General features: G+C 47.7%; 16 protein-coding genes. 5 read left to right on the forward strand and 11 right to left on the reverse strand.

From position 1 onward, the window contains the following. Nucleotides 1-7: 7 nt before the first annotated feature. Genes sppA through arsC form a run of 4 tightly spaced genes read right to left on the reverse strand, consistent with a single transcriptional unit; the run spans nucleotide 8 to nucleotide 3,195 of the window. On the reverse strand, nucleotides 8-1,828 hold the full coding sequence (gene sppA / locus GVJ32_RS08775) for a signal peptide peptidase SppA (protein WP_159239673.1): 1,821 nt from the start codon (nucleotides 1,826-1,828) through the stop codon (nucleotides 8-10). Further along, a complete protein-coding gene (locus GVJ32_RS08780) occupies nucleotides 1,825-2,217 on the reverse strand; it encodes a DUF2069 domain-containing protein (protein WP_159239674.1) in 393 nt (130 codons plus the stop codon). Before GVJ32_RS08780 ends, sppA begins: the two co-directional genes overlap by 4 nt. A 7-nt stretch (nucleotides 2,218-2,224) precedes the next feature. Then, the gene (wrbA, locus tag GVJ32_RS08785) at nucleotides 2,225-2,818 is read right to left on the reverse strand and encodes an NAD(P)H:quinone oxidoreductase (protein WP_159239675.1); all 594 of its coding nucleotides are present in this window, start codon (nucleotides 2,816-2,818) and stop codon (nucleotides 2,225-2,227) included. 20 nt (nucleotides 2,819-2,838) lie between these two features. Next, entirely contained in the window at nucleotides 2,839-3,195 is a 357-nt protein-coding gene (gene arsC / locus GVJ32_RS08790; RefSeq protein ID WP_159239676.1) for an arsenate reductase (glutaredoxin), read from the reverse strand. Nucleotides 3,196-3,285: 90 nt separating this feature from the next. Between arsC and GVJ32_RS08795 the strand changes: the two genes are divergently transcribed. Next, nucleotides 3,286-3,738 carry a TlpA family protein disulfide reductase gene (locus GVJ32_RS08795; RefSeq protein ID WP_159239677.1) on the forward strand — a complete coding sequence of 151 codons (453 nt, stop codon included), beginning with the start codon at nucleotides 3,286-3,288 and terminating at the stop codon, nucleotides 3,736-3,738. 153 nt (nucleotides 3,739-3,891) lie between these two features. On the opposite strand, the gene GVJ32_RS08800 is transcribed toward GVJ32_RS08795, so the two are convergent. From GVJ32_RS08800 to GVJ32_RS08810, 3 genes are all read right to left on the reverse strand, one after another. Beyond that, complete coding sequence (locus GVJ32_RS08800; protein WP_159239678.1) at nucleotides 3,892-4,425, reverse strand: O-acetyl-ADP-ribose deacetylase; 534 nt, start codon at nucleotides 4,423-4,425, stop codon at nucleotides 3,892-3,894. 61 nt (nucleotides 4,426-4,486) lie between these two features. Continuing rightward, nucleotides 4,487-4,753 carry a DUF4404 family protein gene (locus GVJ32_RS08805; protein WP_159239679.1) on the reverse strand — a complete coding sequence of 89 codons (267 nt, stop codon included), beginning with the start codon at nucleotides 4,751-4,753 and terminating at the stop codon, nucleotides 4,487-4,489. 76 nt (nucleotides 4,754-4,829) lie between these two features. Next, on the reverse strand, nucleotides 4,830-5,306 hold the full coding sequence (locus GVJ32_RS08810) for a hypothetical protein (RefSeq protein WP_103683913.1): 477 nt from the start codon (nucleotides 5,304-5,306) through the stop codon (nucleotides 4,830-4,832). A gap of 203 nt (nucleotides 5,307-5,509) precedes the next feature. Between GVJ32_RS08810 and GVJ32_RS08815 the strand changes: the two genes are divergently transcribed. From GVJ32_RS08815 to GVJ32_RS08825, 3 genes are all read left to right on the forward strand, one after another. Further along, nucleotides 5,510-6,304: a glucose 1-dehydrogenase gene (locus GVJ32_RS08815; RefSeq protein WP_159239680.1), complete on the forward strand. Its 795-nt coding sequence runs from the start codon at nucleotides 5,510-5,512 to the stop codon at nucleotides 6,302-6,304. Between the two features lie 180 nt (nucleotides 6,305-6,484). After that, a complete protein-coding gene (locus GVJ32_RS08820) occupies nucleotides 6,485-7,321 on the forward strand; it encodes a mechanosensitive ion channel family protein (RefSeq protein WP_159239681.1) in 837 nt (278 codons plus the stop codon). A 77-nt stretch (nucleotides 7,322-7,398) separates the two neighbouring features. After that, on the forward strand, nucleotides 7,399-8,133 hold the full coding sequence (locus tag GVJ32_RS08825) for a DUF481 domain-containing protein (protein WP_159239682.1): 735 nt from the start codon (nucleotides 7,399-7,401) through the stop codon (nucleotides 8,131-8,133). Nucleotides 8,134-8,276: 143 nt separating this feature from the next. On the opposite strand, the gene GVJ32_RS08830 is transcribed toward GVJ32_RS08825, so the two are convergent. The 4 genes from GVJ32_RS08830 to GVJ32_RS08845 form a co-directional block, all read right to left on the reverse strand. Continuing rightward, nucleotides 8,277-8,840: a hypothetical protein gene (locus tag GVJ32_RS08830; RefSeq protein ID WP_159239683.1), complete on the reverse strand. Its 564-nt coding sequence runs from the start codon at nucleotides 8,838-8,840 to the stop codon at nucleotides 8,277-8,279. Beyond that, the gene (locus GVJ32_RS08835) at nucleotides 8,830-9,996 is read right to left on the reverse strand and encodes a phosphotransferase family protein (protein ID WP_235035096.1); all 1,167 of its coding nucleotides are present in this window, start codon (nucleotides 9,994-9,996) and stop codon (nucleotides 8,830-8,832) included. The genes GVJ32_RS08830 and GVJ32_RS08835 overlap by 11 nt, the downstream gene beginning before the upstream one ends. A gap of 49 nt (nucleotides 9,997-10,045) precedes the next feature. Beyond that, a complete protein-coding gene (locus GVJ32_RS08840) occupies nucleotides 10,046-10,978 on the reverse strand; it encodes a DUF7064 domain-containing protein (RefSeq protein ID WP_159239685.1) in 933 nt (310 codons plus the stop codon). Between the two features lie 109 nt (nucleotides 10,979-11,087). Then, complete coding sequence (locus GVJ32_RS08845; RefSeq protein WP_159239686.1) at nucleotides 11,088-13,520, reverse strand: TonB-dependent receptor; 2,433 nt, start codon at nucleotides 13,518-13,520, stop codon at nucleotides 11,088-11,090. 374 nt (nucleotides 13,521-13,894) lie between these two features. Between GVJ32_RS08845 and GVJ32_RS08850 the strand changes: the two genes are divergently transcribed. After that, on the forward strand, nucleotides 13,895-14,674 hold the full coding sequence (locus GVJ32_RS08850; RefSeq protein ID WP_159239687.1) for a response regulator transcription factor: 780 nt from the start codon (nucleotides 13,895-13,897) through the stop codon (nucleotides 14,672-14,674). The last annotated feature ends 25 nt before the right edge of the window (nucleotides 14,675-14,699 follow it).

Consider the following 14,699-nt stretch of genomic DNA (forward strand, 5'->3'; position numbering starts at 1 on the left):
GGATTTATCAGGGCGCCACGCACATCAGACAATATGCGTATACGCCGCGACTATCTTTAAGCGCTAACACATCCCGCCATGCCGGTAGCACGCTGTTTAATACTGACACCAATGGCGATGATGCACTCAGCGCAGTCTTCACAAAGCCAGACCCCAAGAGCATACGCATCAATTCTTCTTCTGGGCTAAGCGGTAAAGATAATAAGCGGGTATCTGCAGGGTCTAGCCCCACCAAACTCGCGGCAGAGTTAACGGCTTGCTGCAGACCACCCAACTTATCTACCAAGCCGAGCTGCTGGGCATCAACGCCACTCCAGACTCGCCCTTCGGCAATGGGCTCAACCTGCTCCACTAATTTATTTCTGCCATTAGCAACAATATTAATAAAGCGACGGTAGCCATATTCAACACCAGATTGAATTGCGCTGGCCAAAATAGGATCTAAGGGTAAATCTGGACGAAGCTTGCCCGCCACCGCGGTTGTACCTACGCCGTCTGTGCTAACGCCCAAATCCTGCAACATATTATCTACCGTCGGAAAGGCACCAAAAATACCAATTGAACCCGTTAAGGTTGCTGGGGTTGCCCACACTTCATCGGCTCCCGCCGCAATCCAATATCCACCGGAGGCCGCCATGCTGCCCATCGACACCACCAAGGGCTTGCCGGCTTCTTGAAGTTTTTGCAATTCAGCGCGAATCACCTCTGAAGCAAAAGCGGAGCCACCGCCACTGTCGATTCGCAACACCACCGCTTTTATATCTTGGTCAAGACGGGCTTTACGGATCAGCCTCGCTAAACTATCACCACCGATGCTGCCCTCTGGTCGCTCACCATCAACGATATTACCGCTGGCAACAATAATCCCAACCGACTCTTTCACTTCGATTAACAAACTGCGATTCAATGCGAGGTAATCTCGGAAATAACTTTGCTGAAAGCTACCTTCGTCATTTTCGCCAACGCGCTCAATTAACATTTCTCTCAGCACAGGGCGACTGACAATACCATCTACCAAGCCATAATCTAGGGCTGCTTGCGCAGCATCGCCACCCACCTCAGTCATAACGTGGTCAATACGGTTCACATACTCATCAAACTTGCCGATACTTATTCCGCGACGCTCAACGACGGTGTCACGGTACAAGCTCCACAATTGATTCAGCCATGCTCTGTTCGCCTCTTTAGCGGCATCGGACATATCATTGCGCAACAAAGGCTCTACTGCAGATTTAAAATTGCCGACTTTAAAAACGTGGAAACGAATTTTTAATTTATCTATCGCTTCGCGAAAATAATTGCGAATAACCGCAAAGCCTTCTATGCCCACACCGCCCATATTGTGAACAAATATTTGGTCAGCAAAACTCGCTAACAAATACTGATCTTGGTTGTAGTGATTTGCCGTTGCGACAATTGTTTTGCCATTTTCGCGAAAGCCCTGAATAGCCTCAGATAATTCCAAGGTTTTGCTCATACCAATATGATCTAGGTCATCTAGCTTTAAGAGTAGAACTTCGATACGTGAGTCGTCACTCGCCAAATTAACTGCTTCAATCAAATCCGCCAGCAGCGTTTCCTGTGGTAGACCTTGAGCACTGAGCTGAGTAAAGGCGTCTACTGCAGATAGCTGATCAACAACAACACCCTCTGGCGCAAGCACTAATACCGCACGATCTGGCACCGAGACTTCTTTCACCGAGCTGAAGATTGCCATGGCTATACCGCCAACAATCACCAGAAAAATAATATTTAAAGTCCAGCGTCTAGCTGCGTCGATAAAGCCGCCGAGCTTAGAAAAAAAACCGCGTTTTTTATTATCACTCATACTGTTTCATTCCTCTGCGCTGTCACTTCACGCCATAATGCCGCCTGCCAGCGAATAAACACTGTGGCACTGCAAAATAAGATAACGACCATTGCCAATTCAACATAGTTAAACCAAATTGCCAGCGACGATAATGCCTCTGTCACGGCCATAACGAAGTACAGCAAACTTGCAAAACACATCCACGCAATCCCTCGCAGCTGTGATTTAAATACCGCGTGAGCAAACATTAACATGGGCACTACACGAATTATCCAGATGGTCATGCTGGGCTGACGCCCTTCTTGCACCCACACCCATGTACCTAAGGTCAAGGTCATTAAAAAGCCGATGTAGCTTAACTTCATCATCGTGGCTGCAAATGCGGTGCGTTTTTCTAATGAGTTCATATGCTTCTCAGTTCTGCAATTTTTTGCTTAAGGTCGCGACGCGCTTTCCGAGTGCAGCGGCAAGATCAAGCTCGGTGTCATCAACGGCTCGATTGCTCTGCCCCGCAACATGGGAAGCGCCATAGGGCGTACCGCCCGTTTGCGTCGTAGTTAGCGCGGCTTCGCTGTAGGGAATGCCTGTTATCAACATGCCATGATGTAATAACGGCATCATCATGGTCAGCAGCGTACTTTCCTGCCCGCCGTGTAAGCTGGCGCTAGAGGTAAATACCGCCGCCGGCTTGCCAATTAAGGCGCCGCTCATCCACAGACCTGAGGTGCCGTCCAGAAAGTATTTTAACGGCGCCGCCATATTGCCAAACCGCGTTGGGCTCCCCATCACTAAACCCGCGCAATGACGAAGATCGTCTTCACTGGCATAAAGTGGGCCGTTTTCTGGAATATCATCCGCCGTCGCCTCACAGACTGCCGACACCGCTGGCACGGTGCGCAAACGCGCTTCTAGGCCCGCTTGTTCAACGCCTCTGGCAATATACTGGGCCAACTTTTCAGTTGCGCCGTGACGACTGTAATACAACACCAATACGTAAGTTTGACTCACAGAATGTATCCTTCACACGATTATTTAGAAAGTAAGGCCAGTACATTCTCGGGTGGGCGACCTAACACGGCTTGCTCGGCTTTTACCACGATCGGGCGCTCTATCAATTTAGGCTCAGCGATCATTGCCGCAATAAGCTGCGCCTCCGTCAGCGCCGTATCGGCCAAGCCTGCGTCTTTATATGCGGCCTCACCTTTGCGCAGCAGCTCGCGGGCGCCAATCCCAAGTTTGTTCAAAAGTTGTTTAAGCTGTGTGGGGCTTGGCGGGGTTTCAAGGTACAAAACGATCTCTGGCTCAACACCATTGTCGGTCAAAAGTTGTAAGGTTTGTCTGGACTTTGAACAACGCGGATTGTGGTAAATGGTATACTCAGGCATATCACTCTCTGTCTAACACGGTTATTACACATTACTTTGCGAGCATTATACACGCCCGCTGCCGCGTCTGACCCGCAATTGAGCAATCGAATGAATAGATCAATCCAGCGCTTTATTCTATGCCTATTTATAGCCAGCCTAGGCGCCTGCAGTAAACCCGATTTCGGCACCGTATCTGGCGATGGCGGTAATTTTTCGCAAGGAAAATGGCTACTAGTCAATTACTGGGCGACGTGGTGCGGCCCCTGCCGCGAAGAAATTCCGGCACTCAACACCTTCGCTACCAATCGCAGCGACGTAGAAATCTACGGTGTGAATTACGACAATTTAAACGGCCAAGCTCTGCATGACGCCATCGCAGAGATGGGAATCGAATTCGATTCGATGCTCGCCGATCCAGCACCGCAATTAGGTATTCCACGCCCAAGAGTTCTGCCCACTACCCTGCTCATCGGTCCCGATGGCAGCGTAAAAGCAACCCTCACCGGCCCGCAAACAGCGGAAACCTTAAGCGCCGCCATCACTCAAGTGTCTGCGCCATAAAAACCCGCTCACCTTTATACCCATCATTTCGTCATTGAACACCAGCTCCGCTGCGGAGCGGTGTTCTGCGAGCCCGAAGCAAACCTTTAAAAACTAAATACTATTCTCTGAAATAGTTAAATGCGCCGACAGCAATTCATGAATGCACAGGCTTCAATAGTGAGTCCAGCTCAGGTGATGGGAGGCCAGCGCTGCCTGCCAATGCCCTGCCATCTGGTCGCTAAATGCCACTAAAATAATTTTCTCAAGGGTGTTTTGGCTAGATTCTAAGCCATCTAATAGCGCGGCAATAGCAAGCTTCGTCGCGGCGTCGTTGGGGTAGCCGTACACGCCGCAGCTAATAGCAGGAAAAGCCAAAGTTTTAAGTTCATATTGGCAGGCAATTTCAAGGCTGCGCTTATAGCAAGATGCCAACAACGCGGCTTCGCCCTCAGCACCGCCGCGCCAAATTGGGCCAACGGTGTGAATGACATATTGTGCCGGCAGTAAGTATCCCAGACTGATTTTGGCATCGCCGGTGTCGCAGCCGTTTAAGGTCCGGCAATAATTTAATAGCTCTGGCCCCGCAGCACGATGAATCGCGCCGTCTACGCCACCACCGCCAAGCAGAGTGGTATTCGCAGCATTCACAATGGCGTCCACTGGCAGAGTACAAATATCGCCTTGGAAAAGACTAAAGCTCGTCACCGCTCACCTAAGTCGTTTGCATCATTTGACCAGTCAGTAGATATACACATCAAATAGCAAGCTAAACGCCAATGCTGGCGAGCTTCACCATAATATCCTTCAAAATACCCGCAACTGTTGGATGCTCTAATTCAAAGCTGGAAACCAATTCGTCTAGCCGATCCTGTAAATTGGTATCTTCAAGTACAAACTGAGGGCCAACGCCTAGTTCACGGTCGATATCATCGACCAAGGCGTGTAATTTCGCTCTATTTCCATCGTCAACGGTTAGCGCATCTATTTCGATCTGAAGCTGTTTTAATTGTTCATGCAAGTGTTTTGGATCCATTGCTGCTCTCCACTATGTTCATCTTGAGCATAGCAAGTCTAGCCCAATACGCACAGCCGCAACTTCCAAACACACATTAATGGTAGCTGTGTTTTAGCAATCGCATACTTTCTTGATAACAGGCTTGCAGCATCTCTTCTTCGCCAGCGGCCTCATAGTGTCGAGACAACATCTGCAGAGAAATCTCGACATTACGCTGCAGTGATAAACCGCGACCTTGCGGGCTGCGCAACACCTTCAACAAGTGATGATGCACCGCCAGTAGGCAGTGACGCTGCAAGCAGCGATCATGACAGCGCCCAAAACACTCTGCCAAAAAATGGCCCGACACCATATAACGATCGACATTACTAAGGGTAGGTAGTGCCTCGCTATTCAGGAGCATTTCGCTCAATTCAAAACTACAGCCCAAATATTTCAGTGCCGCCTGCCAATCGCGCTGTGCAAAGGCTTCGCGCCCCGCCTCCATCCATTCATCCCAGCGGTTCTCCGCCACAACCCTGCTACGCTTTAACTGCTGCCGATGGGTAGAACATAAAAACTGCATCGCCATATTGACCTCCTCATCTATCTTTATGCTGGAGATATTAAATGATAATCATTATCATTAAAAGACTTTATGTCTATAAATTCCTCCATCTGGGACGAACACCTAAAACGTCACCGCAAAGACCGATTTAGTCATTGACCGCGGCAGCACCCCTAGCGAGACTAAAAATCAAAATAACTACATGCCTTTACCGCTAGGACAAACCCATGAATATTCAGCAATTATTTTTACTCAACGACGAAGTTGCAATAGTCAGTGGCGCTGGACGTGGCATTGGCCGTGCCATCGCCATCGCCTTTGCAGAAGCCGGCGCGTCGGTTATTTGCGCCGCCAGAACCCAAGCCGACATCGATGAAAGTGCGGCTCTCTGCAATGCCGCTCTGCGCGAACACCACCCAAATAGTGCCGCAAATGCTATTGCCTTTGCCTGTGACGTCAGCGATGAAAACGCCCTTGAAACGCTAGTAAATAAAAGCATCGAAACCTTTGGCAAAATCAGCATATTGGTCAACAATGCCGGTGGCGCTTATCCCAATGATCCACTTAAGACCTCTGCCAAAACCTTTAATCGCGATTTTAATTTTAATGTCACCAGCGCCTTTAACCTTACCCGCCTCTGCCATCCATATTTAACTCAACACAAGGGCAAGGTAATCAATATTATTTCTGCCTCGTCGCGCTACTCACAGGCTGGATTCAGTAGCTACGGCACAGCAAAAGCCGCCCTTGAGCAGCTCACCAAATTGCTTGCGGCAGACTTCGCCCCCAGCATTCGCGTAAACGGCATTTCCCCCGGCACCATACTTACAGAGGCTTTAGGTCAGTATCTTAATGACGAGATTCAAGAAAAAATGACGGCACTCACCCCCATGAAAGCACTAGGGGAACCACAGGATATCGCCGCTGCAGCACTGTACTTAGCGTCACCTGCGGCACGCTGGGTGACCGGTAAAATCATCGAAGTTGACGGCGGCGCAGAATCGACAACGTGGCCTTTCTAATTATCTTCCACACGCCCCTGCTTACTATAACCTCGTCTGCCACGCAGGCCATTTAGGCCTGCTGCCATTGTGGTTGGCGCCTGCTCCGTGTTTATAATTGTCTCTGAATTCATCCGCTGATCGTCAAATTTCGTAGCAAACATCACATTCACCCCACACACGCCATCAGGGTAGATATTTATGGACTCCAAAGCAGTACAAGAATTAATCGCACAATATGCCCCAGATGCTACCGCCATCGGACTCCGCGCAGCCACTGCGCTAACAATGTTATTGGTCGGCTACTGGGTCGCTAAATTTGCCTCTGGGCTTGTCCGTAAAGCCATGGCAAGACGCGCCATTGATGCCACCCTCACTAACTTTATTGTCAAACTGGTGTTCTGCATACTCTTCGCCTTAGTCGCTATACCAGCGCTAGGCCACGCTGGTATTCAAACCGCCTCCGTCATTGCTGCCTTGGGTGCCGCCGGTTTAGCCGTTGGTTTAGCACTGCAGGGGTCTTTAGCAAACTTTGCCGCAGGCGTACTACTGATTGCCTTTCGTCCCTGCCGCGTTGGCGACTGGGTTGATGCAGGCGGCTGCTCTGGCACAGTAGAAAGCATCAGTCTGTTTTCTACTATTTTGCTGACAGGCGATTACAAACGCATTGTTATTCCTAACTCACAAGTCATGTCAGATGCCATTACTAATTACAGCGTGATGCCCCGCCGCCGCATTGATTTAATCGTTGGCATTTCTTATGACGCAGATATGCGTATTGCCAAAGACATTCTAAAAAAATTGGTTGATGCCGATGAGCGTATTCTTAAAGACCCTGCACCAACTATCGCAGTGTCGGAATTAGGTGACTCTTCCGTGAACTTAATTTGCCGCCCATGGGTCGCAACTGCAGACTATTGGGCAACACGATGGAAGCTAACCGAAGACATTAAAAATGAATTTGACGCAGCCGGCGTAGGCATACCCTACCCACAAATGGATGTGCACTTTCACAGAGAAGACACTGATCAGCAGTAATCAATTTGAGAGTGCACGATGCCGTGCACTCTCAACAAAAACCTAATTTTTATATTAATTTCCAAGTAAGGGACACAATGAATTATCTTAATAACACTCTGGTAGCTGTCGCTGCCACCGTGGCAGCCAACGGTGCATTTGCACAGGACGCAGCAAACAAGCTCTGGAAAGGTGACATTGAATTCGGCTATTACCAACAAGAAGGTAATACCGAGGAGTCTAGCGTTATCGGCAAAGCAAATGCCAAACGCAGCAATGGCCAATGGACTTACGACATCGCAGCCGAAGCTCAAAATAGCGAAACTACCGGTGTAAGGTCTGCAGAACGCTATTTTATAAGCAATCGCCTCGCCTATGATTTCAGCGAGTTCAACTATACCTTCGGCTATGCTTCTGGCGACAAAGATCGCTTTAGCGGCTTTGTCTATCAAGCCACCGTGGCTGGCGGTTACGGTCGACGCTTATTAAAAAATGACCGATTCACTTGGGATGCAGAAGTCGGCCCCGGTGTTCGCGTCAGCGAATTTGAAACCGCCAGCGATGCCGGCGACGGTCAAATCACTGAAGCAATTCTGCGCATGTCGACCGACTTCGCATGGGCACTATCTGAAACTGCAACCTTCGAACAAAAACTGACCGTAGAGAACGGCGACGAAAACACCGTATCAAAGTCGATTACGTCCCTGAAAACAAAGATTGTTGGCGGCCTAGGTTTAAAGATTAGCTACACCATGGAATACAATGAAATTGTGCCGAACGACACCGTGCATATGGATCGAGAAACGGCGGTTACCGTGGTCTATAGTTTCTAAACCAATGCTCACCACTCAACAATGCCCATACCAAAGGCATTAAAAAGAGTAAAAAAGTGTAGAGGGCGTGCCAATACATGGCGCCCCTCTACACATCTAATGCTAGCCGGCTATACAAGAATCACTCTTTCCCGCGCTCAACATCAACTAGCATCACATGCTGCAAAATAACTAAATTTCTCTGAACTTAGCATCTCGTCCATTGACGGCAAGTCCCTCACATCTGGGTCGAGGTTATTAGCCTTAAACCACGTTCGCTCCCTCGTACACTGAATATGATTGTAATCAAGAACGCTATTGAGCATCACGACTTTAAACTCAGCGCTACCATCCTTATATGCGGCAGCAATCAGTTTATCAACGGCAGCACCTAGACTTTTAGTCAGGTCGTTAACCGTATTAACCGTAAGAGGAAGTATCTCTGGCAGCGAAGCTAGCAGTGCGCCTATTTGTGCTGCAGCGCCTTTACTTTCAGTACCACCCATCGTTAGCTGCTGGAGCCTAGTTGCCAGCGCGAGCATATTATCGAATGAGCCTTTCTCATACAAATAGGCAAAATCCCATTGCTGATCAAGCATTTTTAGATGACCGAGCATCAGTGCAGCTTGCTCGGCGGCAAAACTATTGTCGGTAGGAATCGCCGGCATAATTACCGTTTCCAATGCCTTGCTGAGATTATTAATTCTGTTTGAAATATCAGGCAACATTTGGCAACTCCTCTCTGATTAACATTTCAATCTGATCTAAGAATACTGCGCCAGCTGAGCCCAACCAGGTGATAAGCAAGTCTTGGTGATTGTTTGCGCGCTGGCCGGCAATAATGGCGCTGGATAAATTCATGATCGCGCACTTCCAAGCATTAAGTACTTCGTAGTAACGCAAAACATCGGGCTTAATTTCACGGCCAGACAGACGCTGATATTCCGAAATAAATTTTTCTCTTTCCATTAAACCACACACTAAAAACTTGCCTTGCGCATTCCATGTGCCAAAGAGCTTTTGCAGTATCCACGCGAGATCTTCATGAAAGTCGCCAAAGTGTGCTAACTCCCAATCGAGAATGGTGGTGATTTGACCAGAAGGCTCCTCGAACATGAAGTTGCCAACACGATAGTCGCAATGAACTAGGCAAGGCTCTTCACAAACAGGGGCGTTCTCGCGAAGCCAGTGCTGAGTTAAAGTGATCATTGGCACCGGCTCAACGCAGTCTTGCCGCCATGTTTGAGCCCATAAATTAACTTGGTATAGCGCTGCTTCTGTGCTGTTTCTTTTGGGAATAACGTAGTTTGGTAGCGAGGCACCGGTCCAGCCCTGCCAAGCGTGAAGCCTTACCAAAATATCCAAAAATTGTGGAGCAATAAGCTCTGCGTAATGACCGTAGCTAGAGCCTATGCCAGAAACACTCTGACTTTCTTGGCTCGTCGGCTTGGTTACGCCAGACACAAAACCAGTGATTAAACCGGGGCTACCCAGCAAGCCGCCTTCGGCGTCAACCGTTAAGATCTCTGGCACCGGAAAGCTGCCAGCTAGCGCCTGAAGTAGCTCGGCTTCTCGTAAGCGGCAGGTTTCTACAATACCCTCAAGGGGGTCCATACGTAGCACATAGCCTTGGGGGGCCGCGAGACCGCTGTGCTGTAGCTGGAAAAGAAACTGTTCTTTAGACGCGCCACCAGTCATACGCTTAACACCGCTAATGGCGATCTCGCTCATGCCTTCGGCTTCAAATAACTGTTTTAAACTTTGCTCAATTTCCGCCGCCGTTTTAGGTTTGTAGGGGCCCAATTTACTGCGGCGCAGTTTACGCTCCAGAATATAGGCCATGCGCGGCTCAATGAGCGTATTACTAATTTCTGATATTTTCATATCCATTATCTACCTGCCTGAGGTACTTAGACCTGATTTCACCGCTGTATTAGTTGCCATTTCCCTGCCAAGGAAAGCTAAATCCACCCTCCCCCATACCATAGCCTTTGGTGCCATCAGCCATGGTGTACTCCATCATCTGCTCAACAAACATGAAAGAGTCGTAGGGAAACTGCCAACGGAATAAGGGAACACCAGTAAATTCGTAGAGCTTGCCGCTTTCATCCCAAACCTTCCAATGCACGTGTTTGAAGCCGATATCGTCGTCTTCATAGGTAATGGTTTCTTCGACTTTCTCTAAGGTCAACCAGCGTTCACCGTCATGTAATATTTTTTGATAGCTGTCACCGTGGGTGGTAATTCCGTGTACTGCCACGCAGCTAATACCATTATCGAAAATAGGCCAAGCGAGTCGATAATGAATCAAACCCGTCCAATTTCGTGGGCCAACACTCAGGTCACGAAAACCTTTATCGTTAATATGAATAGTTTCGCCAGTACGAAGATGGATGTCGCCAACCACTCGACAAAATCCTTCGGGATGAACATAGGTTAGCTCCTTGGCAATGGCATCGTCCTCACCGCACTTACTAAGGGCAATGCTGTCACCCATAGGGTGAATTAAATCCCACTCCAATTCTGCATTAAAATCATCAGCTTCTATTTTAACGATTGCGGTTTGTTGCGATTTCGTTGCACGCATAGTAATACCGGCGACGGTAATACCAGGATCTAAACGTTCTGCCGTATACGGCAGATTCATATTGATTCGAGTAAACAGGGGCTTGCCGTCTTTAAAAAATATGGCGAAGCAATTTATCTCACCAACATTTTCCAGAATACCGATACGAAAAAATCCGCCGGTTTTTTGTTCTCTGTCGTAAAAATTGAAATAGTAACTTTGATTCCATTTGTAAATATCTGGGTTTGGAATATACCGTTCTATATTTTCGCTAAGATATTCTGTTGTGTAATCGGTCATTATTCGTCTCCTCGCTAAGCGTATATAAGGAAGCCGTTAAAAAGGGCGGCACTCGAACTATTTGAGCACCGCCAGTGGGAGGCCTTCTGGGTCTAAACTTAAGTTGGTATCAATATGAGTAACCGACCGTTAGTCCAATGGTTCTAGACCGACCGGTAAGACGAGCTGAGGTATCTGAAGAGGCTATGACGTTAGTCGTGTAGTACTCATCAAGGATATTCTTGCCCCATAGCGTCACACGCCATGTGCCATCGTCAGAACGGTAGCCCATGCGCGCATTAACAACACTGTAAGCGTCCATCTCATTAAATTTATCTTTGATTGCTCTAGCGCCGCCCGCTTGTTGCGAAGATGTATAACTCAAGCGATTACCACCAAACGCGGCATCGGACTCCGACTGACCGTTGAGATTTACGCCAGCGTAAACTTCTGCGCCACCGCTGAGCGCCATCGTATACTCAGCATCGAGCATGTACGTTAGCTCTGGCGTAAACGGGATGGGATCTCCAGAGAAATCTTCTTCTCCCGTTGCCAACACCAAGGCACCACTGCCGTCTCTAATTGCTTCGCTTGTAAAGCTAACGCCTTTGTAATCCTTAACCTCTGACTGCAAATAGGTAAGCGCGGCCGTTAAGCGAAGACCTTCTGTTACCTGCGCGGTTATATCTGTCTCAAAACCGTAAATTTCAGTTTTTGGAACATTGTCCAGAGTGTCAAGGAAGCCAAAAATAGGGTCTAAGATTTTGGTTCTTAACTGCTTGTCTTTGTAGTCATAGTAAAAAGCAGCACCATTGAGCTGAACCCTATTGTCCATCAAAGAGCTTTTAACACCCACTTCGTAGGCCTGAACAGATTCCTGAGTTACCGGATCTAACTGAAAAAAGTTTGCTGCTGCGAGTGCGGGATAACTTCCGGACTTATAGCCCTTAGATATATTGACGTAAACCAATGTGTCGTCACTAAGACCATAATCTGCACCTAGGCGCCAAGAGACATTATCTTCGCTTAACCCATCGACGTAAGGATCGCCAGGAACACCATTATCATTAAGCGTATAGCAGCCATTAATACCAATCGGCGTGAACGGTACCGTCCCCAGCGCATTACCAAGACTATTAAATAAAGTTGCAGTGTTTGCGCCGTCACCCGCGTCAATAGCGCCTGTCATATTTGGCGCCGCGTAGTTACAGCTATTCACCTTAATGCTTGAGTCTGTATATCGTGCACCGACCTTGAGCGTAAGCTGATCTGTTAGACTGTAATCAAGATTGCCGAACATCGCATACGTTGAAATGTCCTGCGCCAAGGAAATACCACTGGTATTTATATAGGCGTTTTGATCGGTGTAGTTGGTAGAGTCAATATACCTAAGGGTTTGATCTTCGGCGGTATTGCTTTCCTCGATATTGGCACCGACAACCCACTTAGTGGTCGCATTAACCGAGGACAAACGAATTTCACTAATCCAAGTGTCAATTTCGCCATAGCTGTCCGCTAAATCGAATAAAACCAAGGGTAAGCCATCACCATCAGTATCCTGCGTTTGTTCAAATTCCTGATAGGTAGTCAACGCCGTTAGCGTCATCTCATCGCTAAGATCCCAGTCGCCACGTGCGACCAGCTGATAAAAGTCTCGCGCAGAAGAAGGGGGCGTCTCGGCAGACCAATCAGCGGCTTCGGTATCTTCAGCACTAAATTTCTGCGCATTAATTGCCGCCAATGTACCCGGCGGATTACCTGTTGCGCCATCTACCGTGATCGCTGGGTTATACGCTATATATTGCTGCGCTTGCGGGTCACTATCATCCTGCCAAGCGTTTATATTAAACATATAGGCAGAACGGTCAGTGGGGTTAAATTCAACAATCAAGCGACCGGCAAAGTAATCCTGCGCACCATTCTTATCATTTCTAGAAGAACTCTTTTGCCACTCGTCCGCCTGTAAAGATGTCATCGACAGTCTCGCGCCAACGGTATCGCTTAACGGCCCACTAACAAATCCATTGAGTTCTTTTCTAGCATAGTTACCTATTGAAACGTCACCGCCCGCCTCAAACTCTTGTCCGGGTTTGGCAGAGATAAAGTTTATAGCACCGCCAGTAGAGTTTTGCCCAAACAGAATTCCCTGCGGGCCTTTCAACACCTCCACACGCTCCAAATCATACGCAGCATGACTGGCCAGAACGGGAAACGGCATCGGCGCTTCATCTATATATAAACTTGTCGCTGGGTATGCCCCCAAACTCTGCTCATTAAACCCAATGCCACGCAACGTAAAGATAGGCGTATTTGAGGTGCTGGACGAAAATACTAAGCCTGGCACCACCGACGAGATTTCTTCCAGTGAGCTGAGCTTTTGCTCAGACATTTGATCACCACTGACGGCAGAAATAGATAAACCAACATCATTGATGTTTTCGGCGCGCTTATTGGCCGTGACAATGACCTCTTCGAGCACCGGCGCAGCGTAACTACTTGCAGCAAACATTGCCGCACTGGCAATGCCTATGGCAATAGGACGTTTAGTAAAATACTTATTCATGTACTACCCTCAGATTAATGCAGTTTGACCCTGTAGAAATCACACGAGATGCCCGTGTCGTACAGAACTGCTAAGATTATTCGCTCGCGATGCATTAGAGTTATTTCGCCAAATATTAGGGTTTCAGACGCCATGGGCTTATATTGATTGGCAGACATTCACACTTATCAGGACTGTGTTCAAGGTAGCAATAGGCACAGAGAACGTATATAGACGGAAATCCGTCATATTTTTTCGAACGGATTAGGAGCAAAATAGTGGTCATTATCGGATCAATCCGACAACCGTAATGACATTTTCAAATGTAGCCATAAGTACGTATTGACGCGTAATCTAAGGCGATTAACCTTAGGTAAATAAAAAGGTATTACGCAATGAATAATAATAATTTTGAAATGAGTAACCACAGCCACGCTCAAAGAGTGCTCAATCGCTCAAAGGCCGATGGCATATCACTTTTTATTTTTGACAAGCGCCAGAATGACGACAAGGCGATTAGTTTTTTATACCAACGCCACACCAAAGTTGAAGCCATGGATGACTACCGGCTTCGCCTATATAAAGTCGACTCCTTTCTACAAAAAATGGCAGAGCCTCAGACTCTAGATGCCACCGCCGTGAAAGTAAAAATAAAGGAAAATGATATAAAGCATAATCTTCCCGCCAAATCAGACCCTAGCGATATATATTGGCGAGGGCTTGGCTATTACGGTTACCGACAAACAGCATGCATGATTCACCGGCTAAGCAAAAACCTACACTTAATCATTGGCATGCAGATGCTACAGGAACGAAAAAATCTTTGCGTAGAGCAATCCTTGTCTGCCATGGAGGACTGGATGTCCGATAGTAGCGACTATATATTAGAAAGCTCTATCAATGCCTTACGTACAGAATGTATTACAGAATCGTCATTGCATAACATGGAAGACATCGCGCCGGATATAAGCCCACGGGAACAACAAGTGGTTTTTGAAATCGTGCAAGGCAAAAGTAACAAGCAAATTGCGAGCACCCTATCGCTATCCAACTACACGATAGAAAACCATCTTAGACGAATTTACCAGAAATTTGGCGTTAGAAGCCGAACAGAATTAATTGCGACATTAAACGGAGGACGAATAAAATCTCTATTGCACCCAGAGGATCAGTAATTTTTAAAAACCAGTATTAGCCAGC

This window comes from Zhongshania aliphaticivorans, from assembly GCF_902705855.1.
Taxonomy (GTDB): Bacteria; Pseudomonadota; Gammaproteobacteria; order Pseudomonadales; family Spongiibacteraceae; genus Spongiibacter; species Spongiibacter aliphaticivorans_B.

Excerpts from the sequence above, each read along its gene's own strand:
- sppA (WP_159239673.1), bottom strand. The coding sequence starts at position 1,828 with ATGAGTGATAATAAAAAACGCGGTTTTTTTTCTAAGCTCGGCGGCTTT.
- GVJ32_RS08780 (WP_159239674.1), bottom strand. The coding sequence starts at position 2,217 with ATGAACTCATTAGAAAAACGCACCGCATTTGCAGCCACGATGATGAAG.
- arsC (WP_159239676.1), bottom strand. The coding sequence starts at position 3,195 with ATGCCTGAGTATACCATTTACCACAATCCGCGTTGTTCAAAGTCCAGA.
- GVJ32_RS08795 (WP_159239677.1), top strand. The coding sequence starts at position 3,286 with ATGAATAGATCAATCCAGCGCTTTATTCTATGCCTATTTATAGCCAGC.
- GVJ32_RS08805 (WP_159239679.1), bottom strand. The coding sequence starts at position 4,753 with ATGGATCCAAAACACTTGCATGAACAATTAAAACAGCTTCAGATCGAA.
- GVJ32_RS08810 (WP_103683913.1), bottom strand. The coding sequence starts at position 5,306 with ATGGCGATGCAGTTTTTATGTTCTACCCATCGGCAGCAGTTAAAGCGT.
- GVJ32_RS08815 (WP_159239680.1), top strand. The coding sequence starts at position 5,510 with ATGAATATTCAGCAATTATTTTTACTCAACGACGAAGTTGCAATAGTC.
- GVJ32_RS08820 (WP_159239681.1), top strand. The coding sequence starts at position 6,485 with ATGGACTCCAAAGCAGTACAAGAATTAATCGCACAATATGCCCCAGAT.
- GVJ32_RS08825 (WP_159239682.1), top strand. The coding sequence starts at position 7,399 with ATGAATTATCTTAATAACACTCTGGTAGCTGTCGCTGCCACCGTGGCA.
- GVJ32_RS08830 (WP_159239683.1), bottom strand. The coding sequence starts at position 8,840 with ATGTTGCCTGATATTTCAAACAGAATTAATAATCTCAGCAAGGCATTG.
- GVJ32_RS08835 (WP_235035096.1), bottom strand. The coding sequence starts at position 9,996 with ATGAAAATATCAGAAATTAGTAATACGCTCATTGAGCCGCGCATGGCC.
- GVJ32_RS08840 (WP_159239685.1), bottom strand. The coding sequence starts at position 10,978 with ATGACCGATTACACAACAGAATATCTTAGCGAAAATATAGAACGGTAT.
- GVJ32_RS08845 (WP_159239686.1), bottom strand. The coding sequence starts at position 13,520 with ATGAATAAGTATTTTACTAAACGTCCTATTGCCATAGGCATTGCCAGT.
- GVJ32_RS08850 (WP_159239687.1), top strand. The coding sequence starts at position 13,895 with ATGAATAATAATAATTTTGAAATGAGTAACCACAGCCACGCTCAAAGA.